This is a genomic window from Granulicella sp. S156 (assembly GCF_009766105.1).
In the GTDB taxonomy this organism is placed as follows: domain Bacteria; phylum Acidobacteriota; class Terriglobia; order Terriglobales; family Acidobacteriaceae; genus Granulicella.
The window spans coordinates 1-19,660 of sequence record NZ_LMUH01000012.1 but is presented as its reverse complement, the minus strand read 5'-3'; the positions used below and the strand labels follow the sequence as shown (position 1 = coordinate 19,660).

The 19,660-nt window shown below is 55.1% G+C and carries 17 protein-coding genes; 14 read left to right on the top strand and 3 right to left on the bottom strand.

Features of this window, described 5'->3' with window-relative positions; all coding sequences use genetic code 11:
* The first annotated feature begins 306 nt into the window (after positions 1-306).
* The 11 genes from GSQ91_RS09990 (at position 307) to GSQ91_RS09940 (ending at position 8,075) form a co-directional block, all read left to right on the top strand.
* Complete coding sequence (locus GSQ91_RS09990; RefSeq protein ID WP_158821418.1) at positions 307-873, top strand: hypothetical protein; 567 nt, start codon at positions 307-309, stop codon at positions 871-873.
* Positions 874-994: 121 nt separating this feature from the next.
* Complete coding sequence (locus tag GSQ91_RS09985) at positions 995-1,546, top strand: hypothetical protein (protein ID WP_158821417.1); 552 nt, start codon at positions 995-997, stop codon at positions 1,544-1,546.
* 20 nt (positions 1,547-1,566) lie between these two features.
* Complete coding sequence (locus GSQ91_RS09980) at positions 1,567-1,962, top strand: hypothetical protein (protein WP_158821416.1); 396 nt, start codon at positions 1,567-1,569, stop codon at positions 1,960-1,962.
* 1 nt (position 1,963) lies between these two features.
* Positions 1,964-2,530, top strand: a complete 567-nt coding sequence (locus tag GSQ91_RS09975; protein ID WP_158821415.1) for a hypothetical protein — start codon at positions 1,964-1,966, stop codon at positions 2,528-2,530.
* Between the two features lie 420 nt (positions 2,531-2,950).
* Positions 2,951-3,295 (top strand): hypothetical protein, encoded by a 345-nt coding sequence (locus GSQ91_RS09970; protein WP_158821414.1) that lies wholly within the window; start codon positions 2,951-2,953, stop codon positions 3,293-3,295.
* Between the two features lie 762 nt (positions 3,296-4,057).
* Positions 4,058-6,235, top strand: coding sequence for a GDSL-type esterase/lipase family protein (locus tag GSQ91_RS09965; protein ID WP_158821413.1), 2,178 nt, complete (start codon positions 4,058-4,060; stop codon positions 6,233-6,235).
* 84 nt (positions 6,236-6,319) lie between these two features.
* On the top strand, positions 6,320-6,616 hold the full coding sequence (locus GSQ91_RS09960) for a hypothetical protein (RefSeq protein ID WP_158821412.1): 297 nt from the start codon (positions 6,320-6,322) through the stop codon (positions 6,614-6,616).
* A gap of 4 nt (positions 6,617-6,620) precedes the next feature.
* The gene (locus GSQ91_RS09955; protein ID WP_158821411.1) at positions 6,621-7,124 is read left to right on the top strand and encodes a lysozyme; all 504 of its coding nucleotides are present in this window, start codon (positions 6,621-6,623) and stop codon (positions 7,122-7,124) included.
* 47 nt (positions 7,125-7,171) lie between these two features.
* Positions 7,172-7,423: a hypothetical protein gene (locus tag GSQ91_RS09950; RefSeq protein ID WP_158821410.1), complete on the top strand. Its 252-nt coding sequence runs from the start codon at positions 7,172-7,174 to the stop codon at positions 7,421-7,423.
* Positions 7,420-7,662: a hypothetical protein gene (locus GSQ91_RS09945; RefSeq protein ID WP_158821409.1), complete on the top strand. Its 243-nt coding sequence runs from the start codon at positions 7,420-7,422 to the stop codon at positions 7,660-7,662. The genes GSQ91_RS09950 and GSQ91_RS09945 overlap by 4 nt, the downstream gene beginning before the upstream one ends.
* A 98-nt stretch (positions 7,663-7,760) precedes the next feature.
* A complete protein-coding gene (locus GSQ91_RS09940; protein ID WP_158821408.1) occupies positions 7,761-8,075 on the top strand; it encodes a hypothetical protein in 315 nt (104 codons plus the stop codon).
* A gap of 108 nt (positions 8,076-8,183) precedes the next feature.
* Here GSQ91_RS09940 and GSQ91_RS09935 read toward each other — a convergent pair whose 3' ends face one another.
* Positions 8,184-9,236 carry a PLP-dependent cysteine synthase family protein gene (locus GSQ91_RS09935; protein WP_158821407.1) on the bottom strand — a complete coding sequence of 351 codons (1,053 nt, stop codon included), beginning with the start codon at positions 9,234-9,236 and terminating at the stop codon, positions 8,184-8,186.
* Between the two features lie 719 nt (positions 9,237-9,955).
* Positions 9,956-12,226, bottom strand: a complete 2,271-nt coding sequence (locus GSQ91_RS09930; RefSeq protein ID WP_158821406.1) for an MMPL family transporter — start codon at positions 12,224-12,226, stop codon at positions 9,956-9,958.
* A 129-nt stretch (positions 12,227-12,355) separates the two neighbouring features.
* Between GSQ91_RS09930 and GSQ91_RS09925 the strand changes: the two genes are divergently transcribed.
* On the top strand, positions 12,356-13,126 hold the full coding sequence (locus tag GSQ91_RS09925; protein ID WP_158821405.1) for a hypothetical protein: 771 nt from the start codon (positions 12,356-12,358) through the stop codon (positions 13,124-13,126).
* Here the strand turns inward: GSQ91_RS09925 and GSQ91_RS09920 are convergent.
* The gene (locus GSQ91_RS09920) at positions 13,113-16,427 is read right to left on the bottom strand and encodes a fatty acyl-AMP ligase (protein ID WP_158821404.1); all 3,315 of its coding nucleotides are present in this window, start codon (positions 16,425-16,427) and stop codon (positions 13,113-13,115) included. The two genes, GSQ91_RS09925 and GSQ91_RS09920, sit on opposite strands and share 14 nt — an antisense overlap.
* A gap of 406 nt (positions 16,428-16,833) precedes the next feature.
* Between GSQ91_RS09920 and GSQ91_RS09915 the strand changes: the two genes are divergently transcribed.
* Both GSQ91_RS09915 and GSQ91_RS09910 read left to right on the top strand, forming a co-directional pair.
* Positions 16,834-17,997, top strand: a complete 1,164-nt coding sequence (locus tag GSQ91_RS09915; RefSeq protein WP_158821403.1) for a fatty acid desaturase — start codon at positions 16,834-16,836, stop codon at positions 17,995-17,997.
* Between the two features lie 79 nt (positions 17,998-18,076).
* Positions 18,077-19,453 carry a cytochrome P450 gene (locus tag GSQ91_RS09910; protein WP_158821402.1) on the top strand — a complete coding sequence of 459 codons (1,377 nt, stop codon included), beginning with the start codon at positions 18,077-18,079 and terminating at the stop codon, positions 19,451-19,453.
* Positions 19,454-19,660: the final 207 nt, after the last annotated feature.

Sequence of the window (19,660 nt, the reverse complement as noted above, 5' to 3'; positions counted from 1 at the left end):
TGCTACCTATACGCAATACCCAGATCCAGCTACGAACCCTATGGGTCTCTCCAGCGTTGAAGCGAATACTGACAATACTGGGCCAATGTCTAGACGAGTAACAAGGCTATATCCGGATTATTTCACAGATACTCCTGAGAGGCAGGGCGCCATCCTGGATCATGAGAATATTCATAGGTGCACAGGATGGGACGACCCTCACGTATTTCGAACGTTCGCACACGATGGGTTGGTTCGCAAAGACCCTTATGGAACGGACGAAATTACACAATGGATTTTACGCGGCTGCAAGCCCAAGGAGTAACGATGAAGATGACGATGTTGTATGTGGCCGGCTTGCTCTTCGCTTGCCTCGGGAGCGGTTTTGTGGGAGCGTACCTTGCGGTCCATATGAAGGAGAAGCCCCCTCCAATTGCAACGGTGTGGTCCTCCGATTCGGTGATCCAGGCTAAGGGGCTTGAACTCGTAGATGGCAGCAAGAATGTTCGTGCCAGATTTGCTCTGGAAGATAACGGAGATGTGTCGCTCGTTATGAATTCGAGCAAGATGGCGCCTATCGTTGCATTGCGTGAAATAGATGTGAAGCAAGCTCCAGAGAGCTATACGCCGGAAGGCGAACTGACCATTCTAGACGGCCTTGGAACGCGGGCAATAGATATGGGGACCGTTGGAGACGGGGAGGGAACTCTCATGTTTTCGAGTTCAAAGATCCATGGGCAGGTTGCAGTTGGCTATCAACGATATGGTGATACGTCGGATGATAGTTTGGCGAACTGGGGAATCCAGGTCAGAGGTCCAGACCATAACTTTACCGGGGTAGGCGTTCGCACGAAAGACAATATGCCACAGGAGTTTTTAGGGCCAGCCAAGTGATTTAACTAGGCCGGGCCTGGCAACAATCACTGCAAACGCAGAGTACGTGAAGGACGCCAAGGTTGCGCAAAGTAGTTTTGCGCAATTTGGGTGTCCTTCGTGTTTCAGGAGAGCTTTATTCATGGCACAACTAAGTCCTCGCAATATGGCTTATATTAGGTCGGTCGACCCGCGGCTGCATGAGGCCCTGACGGATATTGTGAATGCGCATAATAACGTTGCGCAGCAGGTGAATGCCGATCCTACAAGCGTGACGCCGCCTCCGCCAAAGATTGCGGGTCTAAATGTCGTTGAACAGAACGGTATCTTCGACGCGCAGATTACAGACCACTCGGCGTTCAACCGCGGATCGAGTTACATGCTGGAGTATGCGCAGACACCAAATTTTCAGAGCGCACACACGGTGCATCTGGGGCCGGCGCGTAATTGGCGCGGCAATCTTGGGCAGGGGCCGCTTTATTGGAGAGCCTATAGCGCTTATGGAAGCTCCGCCTCGAGTGAGCCGGTGTATCACGGTGGTCAGCCAGGGATTGTAGTGGGCAGTGGTCGTGTGAGTGGGCCTGCGATGCAACAGGGAATGGGCAGCGGGACTGGCAGCGCGACGCAGACGGCGCAGGGCTTTGGCTCGCAGCCTTATCGGTCAGTGAATGGTAAAGTGCCCACGCGGCGATGAGGGCAACTTCGAGGCGGGCTATGAGAACAAGGCCAGTTGAGACTCGTGACTTTCCGAGGTTGAAAGAGATCTATGAGGCGCGAGGTTTTACGTGGGGCCTTCCGAAGCTCGAGGACTTGATTGCGGCTTATGTCTTCGTCGATGACGAAGACCGTGTGGTGATGTTTGCCGGGGCCGAGGCGATGGCCTGTATGACGTTGTTGTCCGATTCAACATGGGCAACGCCGCGGTGGCGGCTGCAGGCGCTTACAGAGTTGCATGGCGTTGTCGAACAAGAGATTAAGTCACTGGGTTTTACGCGGGTGGTGGCTTTTATACAGCCGGATCTCAGTAAGCGATTTGGGGCTCGCCTGCGCAGAACGTTTGGGTGGGTACAAGGTAATGGCTGGGCACACTGGCATAGAAAGGTGAAGTGAGATGGGATCATCGGGAGTTAAGTCGGACGATCTGGCAAATAGTGGGACAGCGACTACTGCTGCGGCAGGTTATGGCGGTAATGCGGCGGGGTTATATGGTTCGCTTGCGCCTGCCTACTCCGCGATGGCGTTCAATCCACAGGGGTATGGGGCGACGAATCTGGCGAAGATGAATACGGCTTCGCAGCAGTCGCTGGGTGGATCGAATGCCGGAGTGACGGGGCAGGCGGGGCTGCAGGCTGCACGGACTCGCAATGCAGGTGGAAGCGCGGCGGTGCTCGATGCTGCAAGCCAGAATGCGATGCGGCAGAACTCGGAGAACGCGATCGGGACAGATGTTGCGAATGCGAACCTGCAACAGAAGCAGCAGGGGGAAGGGCTGGCGGGGCTGTCGAGCCTCTATGGGCAGAACGTTAATGCTCAGTTGGGCGAGCAAGGGATTTCGAATCAGGCGCTCGGACAGGCAGCCCAGATACAGAACCCGTGGAGTCAGTTGGGGATGAATGCACTGAAGGATGTCGTGAACTCGGGGTTGAATACAGCGGAGGCGGGAGCAGGTGCGGCATAAAAGGCTAACGTACCGCTGCTTGTCTTTGGAGTTGTTGAGGACATGGTTAGGGCGTTAACCATGTCCTTGATTTTCTTTCATTCATATCGAGCTACAAGTTGGTGCTCGTAACTCCCAGTACTAGAGCAATTCTCGTTCGCACCTCAGAGTATATCTCTCCCGATGTATAGGAATCCGGAGAGTTACAACCCTCGTTATCTGTATACGCCCAGTTTAGGTCCGGATCTATTCCAGAGTGGCGCGGGTCATGATAGGTTACTCGGAAATATCGGCAACATGAGGCCGGTTCCTTCGTTCATGGAGAGCGGTCGAGCAGCTACGAATTATAAGACTACAGATTCTGTAAACCCTTTTGATGAAGTTAACGGTCGGGTAGGCGAGCAAGGTAGCCCATACCAAACCGATCCAGGAGTCATCTCTTTGCATGATCCACAACCTCCATTTACGGCGTCGCAGTCGCGGAACTTCACGACCCAACGTATACCCTCCGACGCATCTGGATCGAGGATTGCGGGGCGGAGCTATCCTGGTACACCCGATGCCGGAGCGAATGCTGCGTGGTTCGCACCTCGGACGGCTGGACAGGAGGCTCAGAGAGTGCTCGGGTATGATCCGCGTTTCTTCCACACTTCAAACGCGAACGCAGAAGATACCGGACAGAAGTTTCAGGAGCCACCGGTGACCTTGAAGTCTTTGGCCCCAGCTGCATTCCCCAATAGAGGAACGCCTGCGAGCAATATCTATGGATGGACAGAGTACCCGTGACTCAAAAGGGTGTTCAGCGATGCTATCTCTATGCAGAAGGGTGTTTCTAAGTTAGCCAATTTTGGCATCGGGCCTTGTATTCGAGATACGCTTCATTGGAGCAAAACCACTTTAGCTCATGGCTCACCATGTCTTCTTTGAGCAGACTCATCCCAGCGCGTCGGGGCACGGTAGAGGGCGCGCTCAAGACAACTAACGAAGGGTCTCTCAACTTCAAGACCTTCGGAACCAGGTTCAATCGCATCCGGCAGACTGCCGGTCGGAGCTGTTCACGACTGGCCAGAACGAGCGCCTGCGCGACATCGCGAACACTTCCAACTTGTTCGGCCAGGATTCGAACCCGAATGGATCGGGCAAGCTGGAACAAAGGGTCGTCGAGGTCGCATCGTTATTTCATCCAGCCACTATGGCCGTCCCGCTACCGCAATACCCAGCTGCTCGCCTGATGAGGCCGATTGCGCAGCCCTTGGGAGTCACCAATCCGTTCGCGAGTGCAGCCGCCGCAGCGAATTCGCAGAACAATCAGTAGGGCGTATCCCTACAGCTCTTAGAAACCGTAGTCCGCCGCATATTTGTTGAATTCTTCGCACTCTCTATATGAGGGTTTGGACCCGTCCCGCTTGCCGCATAGTGGGCATGGACTTTTCATCCAAGTGCGTAATAAGCCACGAACTTTAGATCCAAAACCTGCAATCAACATGGTTCCGACCTCTGATGCGAATTCTAGCATTGGCCACTCTTTCTATCGCCCGAAAGGATCTCATGAAGCTGAAAGCCCTTCTGTTCGCGTTCCTGCTGCCGGTCCCACTTCACGCGCAGGGAGTCCGTTACGACTCGAATGTGTTCACCGCCGCATCGAATGTTCCCGCTGGCGCACAGGCTCCCATGTATACGCTGCCATACTCTATTGTTTCTGTCTGCTCCTCGCCCGCAGTCGGGACCCCATGCACAAATCTGGTGACGATCTACCAGGACCAAGCGATGACCATTCCCCTAACGCAGCCGATCACGGCAGATGCGCAGGGACGATTCGGCTACTGGATTCCAGCCGGTACCTATACCCAGAGTGTGCAGTCGCCCGCAGGAGTATATCTAGGCACAACTCCAATTACGTTTGGTGGTTCAGGCTACTTCTCCGGAAACTCTGCAGTTTCTGTTTCAGGTACCCCGCAACCTGGCCAATCTCTTTTCGCCACCACTTCATCTGCGGCCGTCTTCAATTATCCAGCCTCGAATCTTGGAAATTTTGGACGAGTTTACTATCACCAATCCTTCTGGCCGAATTTAGCCGCCTTCACCCAAGTCGGCTCTCAGTTCAGCACAGTCAACAACCAAATTACGATGAGCGGTGCGACCGGTTCGTTCGCCACGAACTATATATCACTCAACGGCAGCAATAATAACGATCAGGAAGTCGATTTTGAGGTGACGTTTCAAGTAAATGGGAGTCAGCCAGGGGGAGCGTTTTGCACCTTCGGATCCTCGAACTATGGCATTGCAATCGGTAAACTGGGGTCAAGCACGGAGACGACGAATTCGGTTCAGGCGTTTTTGCAGGGTGAAAATACACCTACGGATGGGCTGGGATTGTTCTACAACGGATCTCAGATTCCAGGAACCTCAACTGCTGCCAACCCTACATGCATGGCCCCCGGGGATACGATCCGATTGGTGTATTCGCAACGCGTGAACGTCATCACGGTTGTTTACGACAACTACACACAGAACAAGCACAACTCCTTGACCTACACCGATCCGATGACTGCGGGCACGCATTATGAGCCGAATAGCTCCAAGTTTGCCATCTGGAATCTGGGTGGGTCTTACACCATCTTGAACATGAAAGTCACTTCGAGGCAGCCACCCAATCCGCGAGTTGCTTTCCTTGGAGATAGTAAGACCTATGGATTCAATTCGGTAACAGTGGACCAGAGATTCGGGTCGCTGATGAAGCAATTCGGGCCGACCGCAGTGTATGCCGGGCAGGCCGATATTACTACCGACCTACTTGCTGATCTCCCATATATTTTAGCCTCACCCCCTAAGTATGCGGTGCTCTGCATTGGGTATAACGATGTGGGGTTCGCTGTGCCGATAGCAACCACCGAGGCCAATTATGCTGCGATCGTGGCTGCTCTTCAGGCTGCCGGGGTCACTGTCATCAATATGCTGTCGATTCCAGCCAATGCAGGCGTCAATGTAACTGCTTTGAATGCCTACATCAACGCCAACTATTCTAACGTGGTCGATCCCTCGGTAGGATGGTCGAACTCGCTTTATCTATCTTCGGACAATGTTCACCCCAACGCGCCAGGGCATGCGTTCGTGGCTTCAAGGATCGAGTCGTACAACTATATCCCTTTGGCTGCCGTAGCCGCGCCTGCAGCCATGACATTTAGCAGTTTTGTGACTTACCCACCCTCTTCTGGACAATGCATATCAGACTGCTCTTTTTTTGGAACAACCAACCTCGCTAATAGTGGAACCTCTACGGCTTTAGAAATTAGTACTCCTAGCTCTATTGGCATCACTGAATTCAATGCCACCATTCCCGCGAACTCTTATTTGCTAAACGAGTTGGGCGTTTCCAACACGGCGCACAATGTGTTCTACAGCATTTGGCGTAACACGACGCATCCGTATGCATCCTTCGAGACCTATAGTGAAGGCGATCCAATCAATATTGCTGGCTCCCAGCAGTGGTTGGCAGGCCCAACTTACATCGGAAACGCCAATGCCAACGGCGGCGCCACTTTACCATCCGGCTGCACCGGGCTGAGCGTAGGCACCGCAAATCAGACGTGCATAGATTTGACTGGCGACTATTTCGGACCATCGAGCGCTCCTGCAGGAGCGTGTTTTGTAAATGGCGCATGGGCGTTCTCTCAAGATGGTCATGCGACATTCTGCGCGAGTGGTACATGGGTCACAAAAATATAGGAACTGAATAACCAGAATCCGCAAGACTCTCCGGGGCCTTTTATTTTGCGCATTTTGGAAGTACAAGTTGGGAAGGGAGGCTCTATGCCAGAACCGCTGTGGGTCAGATTGATTGAAGTGTTGATGCCGGGAGTTACAGCGCTTGTGGCATTTCTTATGGGGAAAGCTACTAAAGGGGCGGCCAATCAGCAGATATTGGATGCCCTTGTCAAAGATGTTGCCGAGATTAAGGAAAGACAAGTAATGGATATGCAGACTCTGGCTTCGCACTCAACGCTGCACGATCGTTATGACAGCATCTTCAAGGACATCGCGAATCAACTCCGCCAGCTTAATACCAATGTCTCCGAGCTAATCGGGCAACTTCGCATCAACAGGTAAAGACATGCAGACGTTTGAATATAGCAAAGAGGGTCTCGCTCTTACGGAGAATTTCGAGGGGTTGCGCCTGATGGCCTATCAAGACGTGGCCGGTGTGTGGACGGTGGGTTTTGGCCATACTGGTGTTGGTGTGAAGGCTGGACTGGCGATTACGCAGGGGGAGGCCGAGCTACTGTTACGTTCCGATATTGCGGCCAGCGTCTCGTGCGTGAATAGTGCTGTGAGTGTGACGCTCAACCAGAAGCAGTTCGATGCACTCGTGGATTTCTGCTTCAACCTTGGACGCGGCAATTTCTTGCAATCGACGCTGCTGCGCAAGGTGAATGCCGGAGATTTCAACGGCGCGGCGCAGCAGTTTGGTGCGTGGGTCTATGCGGGTGGTGACGTGGTTCCAGGATTGATACGCAGGCGGCAAGCAGAAGCACAACTTTTTCGGGAGATGCCGCCAGAGGCGGTGGCGAGAACGGAAGCAGATTCTCTCTCATTCGACTCCGCTCAGGGCGAATGACAGAAAGAAAACAAATACAAGTGAATAGACAAACATTAGGAGGCAGTATGAGTAGGACGTATCCACTCCCCAATCCCACGGCCACGGCGGCGAGGATCCTCGCAGAAGGTGGACCGGCCATTGACCCCAACCAAGCTACGGGCTCCGTTGAAACGCACGGTGTGAAGCTCGCATGGACGATTGCCGATGGACAGATCACCGTCACAGTTGTTAGCAAGCCGTGGATCATTCCGATGGCTCAGATCATCGGTGAGTTGGACAGGTTCTTTGCTGTTTCCAGCGGAACGGAGGTTGCATGAGCAACAACACAAAGACCTGGCTGCACGGTCTGTTTGCAGGGGCTATCGGCTCTTTTTCGACGGCGGCGGGAGGTGTGCTGACGCTGCCTGGCGTATTCAACTTCTCGCACGATGGCCTTATCAACCTCGCGAAGATCACCCTGATCCCGGCGTTGCTGACGATCTTCGCCTATCTGAAGCAGTCTCCTCTGCCCGCGCTAAGTGTGACGGCAAATCTTGCCAATCACGGTGGAGACTAAAGCTTTCATCGTTCACGAGATGAAGTGTAGTTAGATATAACGTTTGGGTGAGAAAAATTTATTCAAAATATTAATTCAAGGAATCATAGGAGAGCATTATGAGCTTAGAAAGTGTACTCAGCACCGTGGGTAACGATCTCAAGAGCTTTGCGGGCAAAGTCGCTGCGGATTGGTCGAAGGTAAAGCAGGCGTGGGCGCTGATCTCGAGCCCGCAGACGCGTGCGCTGATGCTGAAAGTCTTTGCGGATGCCGTGAAGCTAGTCAAGGATGGAAGTGGAGCTGTTAGTGCCTCCGGCACGAACCTTCTTCTCGATACTGCAACCCTGAGCGACATCAAGACATTAATCTCCGATGCCAAGGCCGGCGACGGTGTGATTGTGTCCGATTTGAAGGTATTGGGTATTACGCTTTAAAGAAGAACGTGGCAGGAAGGCTCTTGTCGTTTACGAGATGCCTGCGGGCAGTTGGGCCCCATGCTCGGCTTGCCTGCAGGCGTCTTCGTTTGTGGTCCGATCCTCGATTCAGCAGCGAGGATGACTATGTGTGGCGACTAGAGTGATATCCGACGAGAGGTATCCTGGCTTGACCGGCTCCTGTTGAAGAAGAGCTGTGGTGAGGTACTTCTTGTTGTCGTCGCAGAATACTGTGACGACTGTTGCCGAAGGGGCGAGCTTATCCTGTGCGCGGATGGCTGCGATCAAATTGCAGCCGGAGGAGATGCCGACCCCGAGGCCTAACTCGGAGGCGATCTTCTGCGCCATGAGGATAGAGTCTCCATCGGAGACCGAGAGAACTTCATCGAGGACGGTGAAGTCGATGATGTCGGGGATGAAGTCGTCGGAGATTCCCTGGATGCGGTGTGAACCGATCTTGTGCCCAGTGGAGAGGGTTGGCGACTCAAGCGGTTCTACGGGATGAATTTTGATGCCGGGGTTCTTCTGGCGAAGGAAGGCACCGGTGCCCATCACTGTTCCGCCAGTTCCGACGCCGGCGACAAAGGCGTCGGAACGGCGGCCACAGGCGTTGAGTTGCTGCCAGATCTCAGGACCGGTTCCGTCGAAGTGAGCCTGCAAGTTGGCCTGGTTGGAGAATTGACGGGGAAGGAAGATGTCGTCCCGCTCTGCTGCTAGCTGCTCACAGAGGGCGATGCTGCCGAGAAACCCACCCTGCTCGCGTGTAAGCAGAACGACTTCGGCGCCAAGGCTCTGGATCAGTAATACCCGCTCTCTACTCATCCAGTCCGGCATGAAGATTTTGACAGGGTGTCCCAGGGCACGACCTATGGCTGCGCAAGAGATGCCTGTGTTGCCACTCGTGGCTTCAACGATGGTGTCGCCGGCTTTCAGAGTTCCATCGGCGTATGCCTGCTGGAAGATATTGAAGACCATCCGATCTTTTATGCTGCCGGTGAGATTCATCGGCTCGTACTTTGCAAAGATCGTTCGTGGTTGCCCTTTGTAGCGCAGTTCGATCTCCAGCAAGGGTGTGTTCCCGATCAGCTGCGAGATGCCGTGGAGACGCGCCTCCGGGAGAGCGGTGAACGACGGAGCCGGAGATGTAAGAGTGGGTGTCACTAATCCTCTATAGAGGTGAAGCGTGATTGCCGGTGATCTGCTCGAACCGTTGCAGCGTTCACGATTGCCGCGAACGATCGTGGAATCAGGAATAGCCCGAAAGTATTCGAAGGTGCTTCGAAATTCATTAGGGTCTGAGGTTTTCAGGCTCGATTTGTTAAGGATAGTGAATCGAGCGATCTATTGCCATAGCGATATGACTGAAGAATAGGGTTTTTACCTTCAATGTGAAGGTAGATTTTTAGACATGGTGAAGAAATGAAGGTGTGTGGTTCGCTGCGGTGCAGGAACCCTGGGTCAGATGGCAAAGGAGGTCGAGCGCTGTAAGTGCGGTATATCGTGCAGCCACGATATACCGCCCCCTTCAGGGCTCTATCTTTTCTTGGCCCGTAACCCAGGGTTCCGGCGGCACGGTGAGCAAAAAACGCTCGCCAGCCGCCTCCACCCTTGACGCAGAGCGCGATGCAAACGTTTGTGGCGCGCTTTGCGTCATCACCCCTGGGCTGGTATATATCGCCCCTTTGGGGCTTATACCCGTGGCCGTTTGAGCCTCTGCGCTCCATTTTGCGTTAGTGAAGTCGCCCACCATAAGGCGAGCTGAATAATCATCTTGATCCAGTGATTGTTTTTACACTCACCGATATCCCTTCTATCCACTTGAACTACTTTGAATCCAGTCCGGTCGCAGCTTAGGGAAGAGCGCACTTGTATTCCATGTGTTATTTGGAATCGCGCTCCCTGCGTGTTGTGGCGAGACCTCCAGGCCACCAGTTCCAATCGCCTGCAATACGAAGGAGCGCGGGGCCGATCACAATTCGGACCAATGTGGCGTCAATCAATACAGCCACCGCCAGCGTAAATCCGATCATCTTGACAACGAGGAAATTTCCGAAGGTGAAGGCGGCGAATACCACGATCATGATCGCCGCAGCGCTCGTAATCAGGCCTGCCGTCCTGGCCATACCCTCCGGGATTGCGTCCGTTTCACTCAGCCCGCTCTTCCTCGCTTCGAGAACTCGCGCGACCAGAAACACTTCGTAATCCATGCTTAGACCGAAGACGATGGCGAAGGCGACGATAGGCACAAGGGGGAACACGCTGCCCGTACCGCCGGGAACTCCGAACAGGCGACTTCCGTGTCCGTCCTGGAACACTAAGACCAAGGCCCCAAAGGACGCAGCAACCGAGAACAGGTTGAGAAGAATGGCCTTCACGGCAGCAAAAAGCGATCGGAAGCCGGCCAGAAGCGCCAGCAGTGTTGCGACCACCACCATCGTCATTACTGGGACAAAGTGTTTCACGACAATCGTCTGGTAGTCGGCGTTGAGTGCCGGGATGCCGCCGATCTCCAGCGTTGCTCCGGGCACTCCGGTGAGATCTGCCACGCCGGTCTTTCGAAGCTCCCGCACCCAGTTAACCTGGTCGCGCAGGGAGACTGAAGTCGCGGGTAGCACTTCAAGCAGCGCCGCGTGTCCGTCGCTACTTAGAAACGTGCGCCGCGTCTCGCGCGAGAGGTCGGTGAGGGAGGCGCGGTTGCCCTCCGCGATCGTTGAAATTGAAATGACGCGCGCGCAACGCGGGTCACTCGCGAGGCGCTTGCCGAGGCGATCGAGCGCATTCCATCCCGCGTCGGTTTGCGCAATGGAATCCGCTGGTAGTTCGACAATGATGCGCATCGAATAAACGACGCCAACACGATCCATCCGTTCCAAACTATGCAGCGCCTGGACTGATTCCGCCGACTCCGGAAGCCAATCGCCTTGGGGGACGCTCGTATCCAGCCGTGTGGCTTGCCAGGCGAGCACAAGCAACGGAGCACCTGCGAGAGCTAGTGCCAGCCAGGGATGAGCGACAATCACCTTTCCCCATTTTCTCCAGCGGGTGCCTGTATGTGCGGTCCGGTCCGCATCCAGCTTCGGGGTAAACGGCATCCGGCCCGCATCGATCCGCGGCCCGAGCAATGCCAGCACTGCCGGAACCAGGGTATTTGTAAGCAGCACACTGATTGCCGCCACCAGAAATCCCGCGATGCCAATGGAGCGGATTTCGCTGATAGGAACAGTCAGGAGCGCAAGAAATCCGATGGCTACTGTTGATGCTGAAATCAGGAGCGTACGACCGGCCTGACGCGCGGCTATGACTGCGGCTGCAGATCCATCATTCCCAGCGCAAATGGCTTCTCGAAAGCGGCTGACCATGAGGAGCGCATAGTCGATACCCAGGCCCAAGCCAAGCATGGTGGCCAGATTCTGGACCAGGATGGACAGGTGGAATCGCTGGGCTATTAGCCCGGTAATTGCTAGAGTGGTCGCGATGGCAAGCTGGCCGACGGCCAATGGAATAACGGCGGCAACCAGGCTACCGAAAGCCACCAGCAAGAGTAAGAGAGTCGCGGGAACCACCAGGCTCTCACCGCGTTGCACATCATCAGCGCTGGCTTTACGGATGTCGAAATTCAGCGGAAGTTCGCCTGTCAGTTCGAGCTTCACGGCAGGGTAGCGGCCCCGCAATTGATTGGCGAGAGCGTTTGCCCGCTCGTGAAGCTTAGGAACGAGCGCTTCCACCGGGCCCTCGCTCGACGACAGGCCCACCAGGACAAACGTTCCACCGCCCTTGCCCAGGAAGATCGGATCGCGCAGTTCAATGTGGGAAACGACGCCGGACACGCCGGGTTCTTCTCGCAGTCCCGTGACAATGGTTGATAGCGCTTGCTCGCCTTCCTCTGAGTCCGCAGGGGGAAGCCCCTGGACGACCAGGACAACGCGGTCGACGAATGGCGAATGAAAGCGAGTGGTCAGCTCCTGCGTGACAGTCTCGGCTTCGCTGCCCTCAACGCGGGTTGCCGTCTCAAGATGACGTTCGGAGTGAAAAGAGAAGGGAAGAAGCGCAACGACGGCGGCAAGAACAACCCCGGCCATCCAGAAGCGGCGAACCTGCATGAAATTCATGATGTCATACTCTTTACTGGAATCGAAGGATTTCAGACGCATAAGAAGTCCGCTGTGGACGACTTCGGGCCATTACGCATCCTATCGTGTTGAGAGCAGCGCTTCGCGGCTCTGGTGTTGGCCCTGCTAAAATTTGCTTCCCGTGCTTCAGGAGGAACCATTCGCACATTAGTGTTATTCGCAATGGCTGCCGCGCTCCAAATTGGAGGGTCAGACCCTCGCATTGGCTCGTGGACGCTCGTCACGGCGCAATCTTCTCTGGACCCTGCCGACAAGCTCTCCATCACATCGCTTCCAGATGGGACGAAGCATGTCGTCATGTCCGGTGAGACTCACCTCGATTTCACTGCGAAGGCCGACGGACACGAAACTGCTGTGCCGGGTAATCCGGCGTTCAATCAAATTGTGCTGCACCGAATTGGTAAGAAGCAGGTCGAGGTCACGGAGAAAAAGGATGGAGCGGTCGTGGCCATGCTTCACAGCAAACTATCGACGGACGGCAATGAGCTGGCGATCACGACTACGAGCAGAGGCCGCACCGACCAGACCACCGTGTGGACGCGAAGCGGAGGCGTGAGGGCTGCCAAGGACCCGCTGGCCGGCGAGTGGACTGAGGACCTCAGCAAGAGCCGTTTGCGGCAAGGGTTGGTGTTGAAGATCGAGCCGAATGCAATCGACGGTGTCCGTTTCTCCGGGGACTATAGCTATACTGCTCGCTTTGACGGGAAGCCGTACGACCTCAAGAACTCCAGCAACGATACTGTGGTGCTTCAACAGGTCGATCCTCACACGGTGGACGCGATTTACCGTCGAGACAATCAGGTGACTCAAAAGGACAGGTGGACCGTTTCTGCGGATGGGCAGCAGATGACGCTGACCACCACGGGCTCGCTGGAAACCGGCCAGCACCTGACTGAGAAGCTGGTGTTCAAAAAGCAGTAGCGGATGATGCATCTGTCAGCGCCAGGTCCTCGCTTGGCGGCAACACAGTGCTAGGCTCGCGAGCTGCAACCGAAATGATGCCCTTGCGGTGCATGAATTTCAGAATGCCGTTGACGGTGTCTTCGAGCGATGGGTCAGGGATGCCCCACTTGGAGGCGTCGCGAGCTGCTTGGTAGGTGGAGTTGTCATAGCGCTTGAACTCCATCGCGGTGATATTGTCCACCGAACCCACCAGAAAATCGAGCAAGGGGAACAGCAAATCTTCCTTGCGGCACCGCCGGATCAATTCGGGAACGAAATCGTCGACGGTGAATACTTCGAATTGCCGCCCGGTCGATTTGGTAATGAGATTGGTGATGTCCATCATGTTCGCGTAGTCGTCACGCACGATGTGGTAGGTCTTGTTCTCTGTGCCGGCGCTGGTAGAGATCGCAACAATATTGTTCGCCACAATGTCGGCGGGAACGAAACTCACCTGGTTCAGCGCATCGACGCCGATGCCGTGGTTCACCATGAATGCAACTAGTCGAACCGCGATGTCGAAGTTGTTGCCTCCCCCCGTAATCGAGGGGCTCACGAGAGCAGGCCGGAAAATTCGCGTGGAGAGACCACGGCTGCGTGCGTCTGCAACGACCTGTTCCGCAACCCATTTGGACTGGCTGTATCCGAAGTCAAGAAGCTCCATGTCTCTGTTGAAGTCGGTCTCATAGAGGACGCTCTTAACCGCCCAGCCAAACACGAAGGTCGTCGAGACGTAATTGAATTCCTTGGGCCGTCCCTCGAATGCCAGTCTCAGCACTTCGTTAGTTCCCATCACGTTCGCATCACGCATGCGGTCGTAGTTGAACAGGTAGTTCACGGTCGCGCCGTTGTGGAACACGGTGTCCATTTCAGCAGCGAGGAAATCCCAGACGTCCTGCGCCACGCCCAGCATCGGCTGCCCAAGATCGCCGCAGATAGGAATAATGCGGGCTTCAAATATCTGCATCAGCCGCGCCGGGCAAGGGCCCATCGATTCCATCGCAGCCCTCAGCCTTTGCCTGCCCTGATCTTCGTCGGAAGCCCGGACGAGAACATAGATTTTAGCCTTCGTTTGTTCCAGCAGGCTCTTCATCAGGAACGGTCCGATGAAGCCGGTGCCACCCGTCAGAAGGACGTGGTTCGGGACTGGTATCTCGGGCAAAGGCTCCGGGACTGAAGGCGTGAAAACGAGCGTGGAGTCTTCGCTCATCATCTGCTTTTCCGCTGCGCGCTGCTCATCGCGAAAAACCGCCAGCGAATTACGTAACTCGATTAGCGCTTCTTCAGGAGCACTCTCCAAATGTTCAGCCAGTCGAAACAGGTCGGCTACACTGACCCGCTGAATGACTCCGATATCGACCTGCCGCGCCAGCATATCGGCGCCTTTATCTTTCAGAAGCTCCTTGAGTTCGTGCATGAAAACTACAAGATCGAGCGAATCCAACCCGGCTTCGACGAGGTTGTAGGATTCATTGCCGGTCAGGTTGTACCGCGCTTTCAATTCGTCGAACGACGACCGGATTCCCGAAATGGACTCGCAAGTCCCCGCGTCTTTCTCTCGCGAAAAGTCGGAGAGGACGTTGAACTCGCCCGCCAGCCACATTTGCTTCGTCTTGTGGCGCATGATCTTGCCCGAGCTGGTCCTCGGGATCGCACGAGGCGCTATGAAGGAGATCAACGCGACTTCCACGTTGAGATAACTCCGCACCGCAGCGGCAATTTTCCGCGCATCCGGAAGCGTCTTGGGGTTTTTCACTTCAGCTACGATTGCCAGCGCAGGCTCGCTGTCTTCATGAATTTGGAACGCAGCGACGCAATTGTTCCGGATGAGGCTGGACGCTCTCTCCACAATGTTCTCGATATCCTGCGGATAATAATTTTGCCCGCGGAGGATAATCATGTCCTTAATGCGGCCGCAAATGTAGAGTTCTCCGTCGTGGAAGAATCCCATATCGCCGGTCCGCATGAAGCCATCGTCATAAGGGCTGTCGTCCACCAGCCGCGCATGAAACTGCTTCAGCGTCAGTTCCGGATTGTTCCAGTAGCCCACGCATTTACCGCTGCCGGCGATCCAGACTTCGCCGACATGGCCTGGAGCTAATGCAACGTGCTGTTCCGGGTCCACAATCTTGACGTCGATGCCCGCGAGCGGAGTGCCGCAACTGACAATCTGCGCGGCACTGTCGATTTCGGAGACCTCCGTAATCATGCGGGCCTTACCCAGCGCCAGGGCACGCTTGTTGACCGAGACGATGTTTCTGCCGCCGAGCGAAACGGCCAGGGTATTTTCCGCCAGCCCATAGGCGACGTAAAAGCTTTCCGACTTGAGTCCGTAGGGCTGAAACGCCTCCAGAAACCTTGTGAACGTATCCGCTTTTACTGGTTCCGCTGCGCACATCAACACCCGCAGCGAGCTAAGATCGCAGGCTTCCAGATTCTCCTTGGAGAGCCTTCCGGTGCGCAGGCAATAGTCGTACGCAAAATTGGGTGCAGCCGTCGCGGTAGCGCGATAAGTTGTGATGGTCTCGAGCCAGAGTATCGGCCGCTGAATGAAATCCGTCGCAGCGAAACCGTATGTCGTGCCGCCTTTCAGCGCGGGATATAGATAGCAACCGATGAGACCCATATCGTGATACTGCGGAAGCCAGGAGACGACGATCGGATCGGAATGGTCGATCACCAGGGGACAGGTCTGCAGGATGTTTTCGTGCGTCACCATCACACCCTTGGGCTCCATCGTGGACCCCGATGTGTACTGGAGAAACAAAATCTCCGACGCGTCAAAAAAAGGCACGCCCGAAATCGTGTTCACGAAATCTTCTGTGGCAATCCACGGAAGAGCGGAGATGTAATCGACATCGACCCCGGATGCCGAGACTCCACTTCTCGTGAGATTTGTTTTCAAAGAGGCGTGGTAGTCTGCGCTGGTTAAAATTCCGGACGCCTGACAGTCCTTGGCGATGTGTACCATTTTGTACAAGGCACTCTGGAAGCCGCGAGAGCTTGGTGGATACACAGGCACAGGAACCAGCCCAGCGCGCACGCAACCCAAAAAGGCGCAGATCATTTCGAGACCCGGCGGATAGGCCAACAGCAGCCGGTCGCCCGCAGCGAAACGACGTTCCTTCAGCAAATGACTGGCGATTGCCTTCGTGCGGCGGAGAAACGACGCGTACGTGTAGCTTTCGAGCGGATTGCCATTCAGCTCAAGGTAGGAATAAAGGATTTTATGCGGGTGTTCATTCCCGAGCCTATCCAGTCGATCTAAAATTGATGCCATAGTTGCTCAGCGATCCCTCAGGGTTAAAATAGGAAACTCAGTACATAAACGCCAAGCATCTTGCTTTGTTGCTCTCGGTATATCTTCAGGGGTAACCGCACTAGACAAGTGAATCCTGCGGAGCATCGCCATACCGCTGCTCCGTCCAGAGCATCCTGGTTCGATGCGATCTGTTCACTAATGTTAGCAAAGCCATGCCGAAATGCGACGCTCATCATTTCCAGGAAGAGACGGCGTCCACCTTGGCCCCGTCTGGTGCAAATTTTCTTGATTCTGCTTGAGTCTTCGCGCTACTATCAAACGTCAATACTAGAGGTGGTGGGCCAACAAATTGGCTGCCGGCCTAAGCTACCGCGCCACCAACCGGAATGCGCCTAACCGATTTGAAATGCTTATGGAGGCACCGGTGACGTCCGAAATCGAATCGGTTGTTGCTCTTACGCCGGATATTGCTCTCAGGCCGGAGGTCGACGATCTGGTGCCGTCTGAGCCCTCGTTGCGGCAGTCCGCCGGCACCCCTTCAGGTGTGTCTACCTTCCCGAAAGTTTTACGTCGCCGCCTCGATAGGTTCTTTGCCGAGCAGAATATTTCACCCAAAGCCGACCGGACCATGTGGGTCAAGATCGCTGTGGGTCTGTCCGTGCTGGCAGGCAGTTGGATTGCCATCTACGCATTCAAGCCAGATTCATGGAAGTTCTTTGCCCTCTACGTTTTAGGTGGCCTCGCTCAGACATTTCTTTTGCTAAACATTGCCCACGACAGCAACCACAACGCCATCTCGTCTGTGCCGTTAGTCAACAAGAGCCTGAACTACGCCTTCGACCTTTGCGGGATCAACTCATACATGTGGCGCATCCTCCATCATCGAGGCCACCACTCCTGCATCAATCTTCATGGCGAAGACGACGCGCTCACAGGACGCGGCATCTTCCGATTTACGCCCCACGAACCCCGTGCGCGATGGCACCGGTTCCAGCACATCTATGCGCTGTTCTTTTACGCGATGTTTTCTCTGGACTACGTTTTTGTAAGAGACTTTGAGGCATTCTTCTTCCCAACCCACGACTATCTGAAACGCACCAAGCATCCGGCGCGAGAGTACGCCATCCTCTTCGCAGGGAAGGCGTTTTACATCACCTACATGCTCATTTTGCCGATGGTGCTGCTGGGGAAATCGCCTTGGCTCGTGGCTGGGGCGTTCGTGATGGTGCACCTAATCGTCGGTTTGAGTGTATCGCTGGTATTTCAGACCACGCATACGATCGACACCACGTACTTTCCCGAAAGCCGCAACGAGTTCGACAACGGGGTGTATCACATCTTCGCGACTACGGCCGATTATGCGACCAGCAACCCGGTTGTAGGCTGGCTCGCGGGCGGGCTCAACCATCACATTGCTCACCATCTGTGCCCTTTCGTATGCCACACCCACTACGCTCCGCTGACCCGGATTGCGCGGGAGACCGCCGAAGAGTTTGGCGTTCCCTATCGGCAACATCCCACGATGACACGAGCAATCTGGCATCATCTGATACTTTTGAAGCAACTGGGAAACGAAACGTATTTGTGATGACGACCCATTTGCGACAGACAAAATCCCTGAAATTTCCGATGGTCCGTTGCGAACATCCGGGCAGTGAGGTGTAACGTTGCCCACACCGATTCCTGCTGTTTCCAGACTTCGATCCCTTGCTGACTCGCCCGCGATGGCCGCCAATCCCGTGAAGGTGTTGGCAAAATACACCGAGCTCTTCGGCGAGACATTTCGCTTCTATCTGGGTGGCATTAAAGAGGCCATCGTTACGATCGATCCGACCGTCATTCAACATGTGTTGAAGACCAACGCGGAGAACTATCAGAAGTCCGAAATTCAAGTAAAGCGGATGGGCCACTTCCTGGGCAAAGGTCTGCTGACTACCCACGGCGAAGCCTGGCGCACACAGCGCCGTCTCATCCAGAAGGGCTTTGATCGAAAGCAACTCGAGGTCCTTTCCGCGATCATGCAGGACTCCCTTGCCGAGTCGCTGCGGGATTTCGATAGGCAAATACATGTCGGCCCCGTCGACATCTACCCCCAGCTGATGAAGATGACGTTCGCGATGGTCGCCCGCTCGCTTTTTGGCGCCAAGCTGAAGGACGAAGACATCGATATCGTCAGCCAGACCATCTGCACCGTCCAGGAATTTATCGTTCGGCAAACCCTCCAGCCCTACCTGAATCCCTGGTTTGAAGTCTCCGGCGAGCTCCGCAGACACGAAGAGATGCGGGCCCGCGCGGATGGCATTCTGATGGCGTACATCAAGACGCGCCGGCAACAAGCGCCCGGCAACGATCTCCTGCAGACGTTGCTGGACGCGCGTTACAGCGACGGCGAGGGCATGACCGACGAACTGGTCCTAAGCGAGAGTATGCAGCTTTTGGTTGCCGGCCATGAGACTTCGTCGAACGGTCTTTCGTGGCTCCTTTACCTTCTAAGCACGCATCCGGATTGCCTCGCAAAGGTACGGCAGGAGTTTGATTCGGTCCTGGGTGACGCGCCTCTGAGTTTCAGCGACGTTCCCAAACTCGAGTTTGCCACGCAGGTCATTCAGGAGGCGCTACGCCTTTATCCGCCGTTCTGGATGGTCGACCGTATGGCTGTCGCCGACGACCGCGTAGGAGACATGGCCATACCTGCGGGATCGATGGTCATTGTGTGCGTCTATGGTGCGCACCATGCGCCACGCCACTGGCCGGTCCCCGAGACCTTCGACCCGGAGCGTTTCGCCAAAGGCAATGTGCATACGCCCTTCACTCATATCCCCTTCGGGGCCGGACCGCGGGGCTGTATCGGCGCCCATTACGCGATGCTGCAGATACTCATGATTCTGAGCGATCTGCTCAGAAGATATGATTTTGAACTGACTCCCGGCCAGACGATCGAAGCACGCCCGATGGTTATCCTGCGCCCGAAGCAGGGAATCCGCATGACCTTCACCAAGGTAACCGCACGCGACCCCGACAGACTACGAACCGCTGAAGTATGAAGGCTAAATAGTATTTCTCGGAAGCCGCCGGATCGCCTTGACCTTCTAGGTTGGCCCCGTAAACGCGCTTGTGCGGATAGGTCGGTAATATAGTGGGGAAGGTAAACATCGTAAAAATTCCAGATCTCTGCCTAACCGGTGCGTATCAATCCATGCCGGTTTTTCCCGGAGACCAGTAGGCCCTCACCTTACTATTTGAAGGTTCGA

Bases quoted from the DNA above. Each gene is read 5' to 3' on its own strand.
- GSQ91_RS09990 (WP_158821418.1), top strand. From the start codon at position 307: ATGAAGATGACGATGTTGTATGTGGCCGGCTTGCTCTTCGCTTGCCTC.
- GSQ91_RS09985 (WP_158821417.1), top strand. From the start codon at position 995: ATGGCACAACTAAGTCCTCGCAATATGGCTTATATTAGGTCGGTCGAC.
- GSQ91_RS09980 (WP_158821416.1), top strand. From the start codon at position 1,567: ATGAGAACAAGGCCAGTTGAGACTCGTGACTTTCCGAGGTTGAAAGAG.
- GSQ91_RS09975 (WP_158821415.1), top strand. From the start codon at position 1,964: ATGGGATCATCGGGAGTTAAGTCGGACGATCTGGCAAATAGTGGGACA.
- GSQ91_RS09965 (WP_158821413.1), top strand. From the start codon at position 4,058: ATGAAGCTGAAAGCCCTTCTGTTCGCGTTCCTGCTGCCGGTCCCACTT.
- GSQ91_RS09960 (WP_158821412.1), top strand. From the start codon at position 6,320: ATGCCAGAACCGCTGTGGGTCAGATTGATTGAAGTGTTGATGCCGGGA.
- GSQ91_RS09955 (WP_158821411.1), top strand. From the start codon at position 6,621: ATGCAGACGTTTGAATATAGCAAAGAGGGTCTCGCTCTTACGGAGAAT.
- GSQ91_RS09950 (WP_158821410.1), top strand. From the start codon at position 7,172: ATGAGTAGGACGTATCCACTCCCCAATCCCACGGCCACGGCGGCGAGG.
- GSQ91_RS09945 (WP_158821409.1), top strand. From the start codon at position 7,420: ATGAGCAACAACACAAAGACCTGGCTGCACGGTCTGTTTGCAGGGGCT.
- GSQ91_RS09940 (WP_158821408.1), top strand. From the start codon at position 7,761: ATGAGCTTAGAAAGTGTACTCAGCACCGTGGGTAACGATCTCAAGAGC.
- GSQ91_RS09930 (WP_158821406.1), bottom strand. From the start codon at position 12,226: ATGCGTCTGAAATCCTTCGATTCCAGTAAAGAGTATGACATCATGAAT.
- GSQ91_RS09920 (WP_158821404.1), bottom strand. From the start codon at position 16,427: ATGGCATCAATTTTAGATCGACTGGATAGGCTCGGGAATGAACACCCG.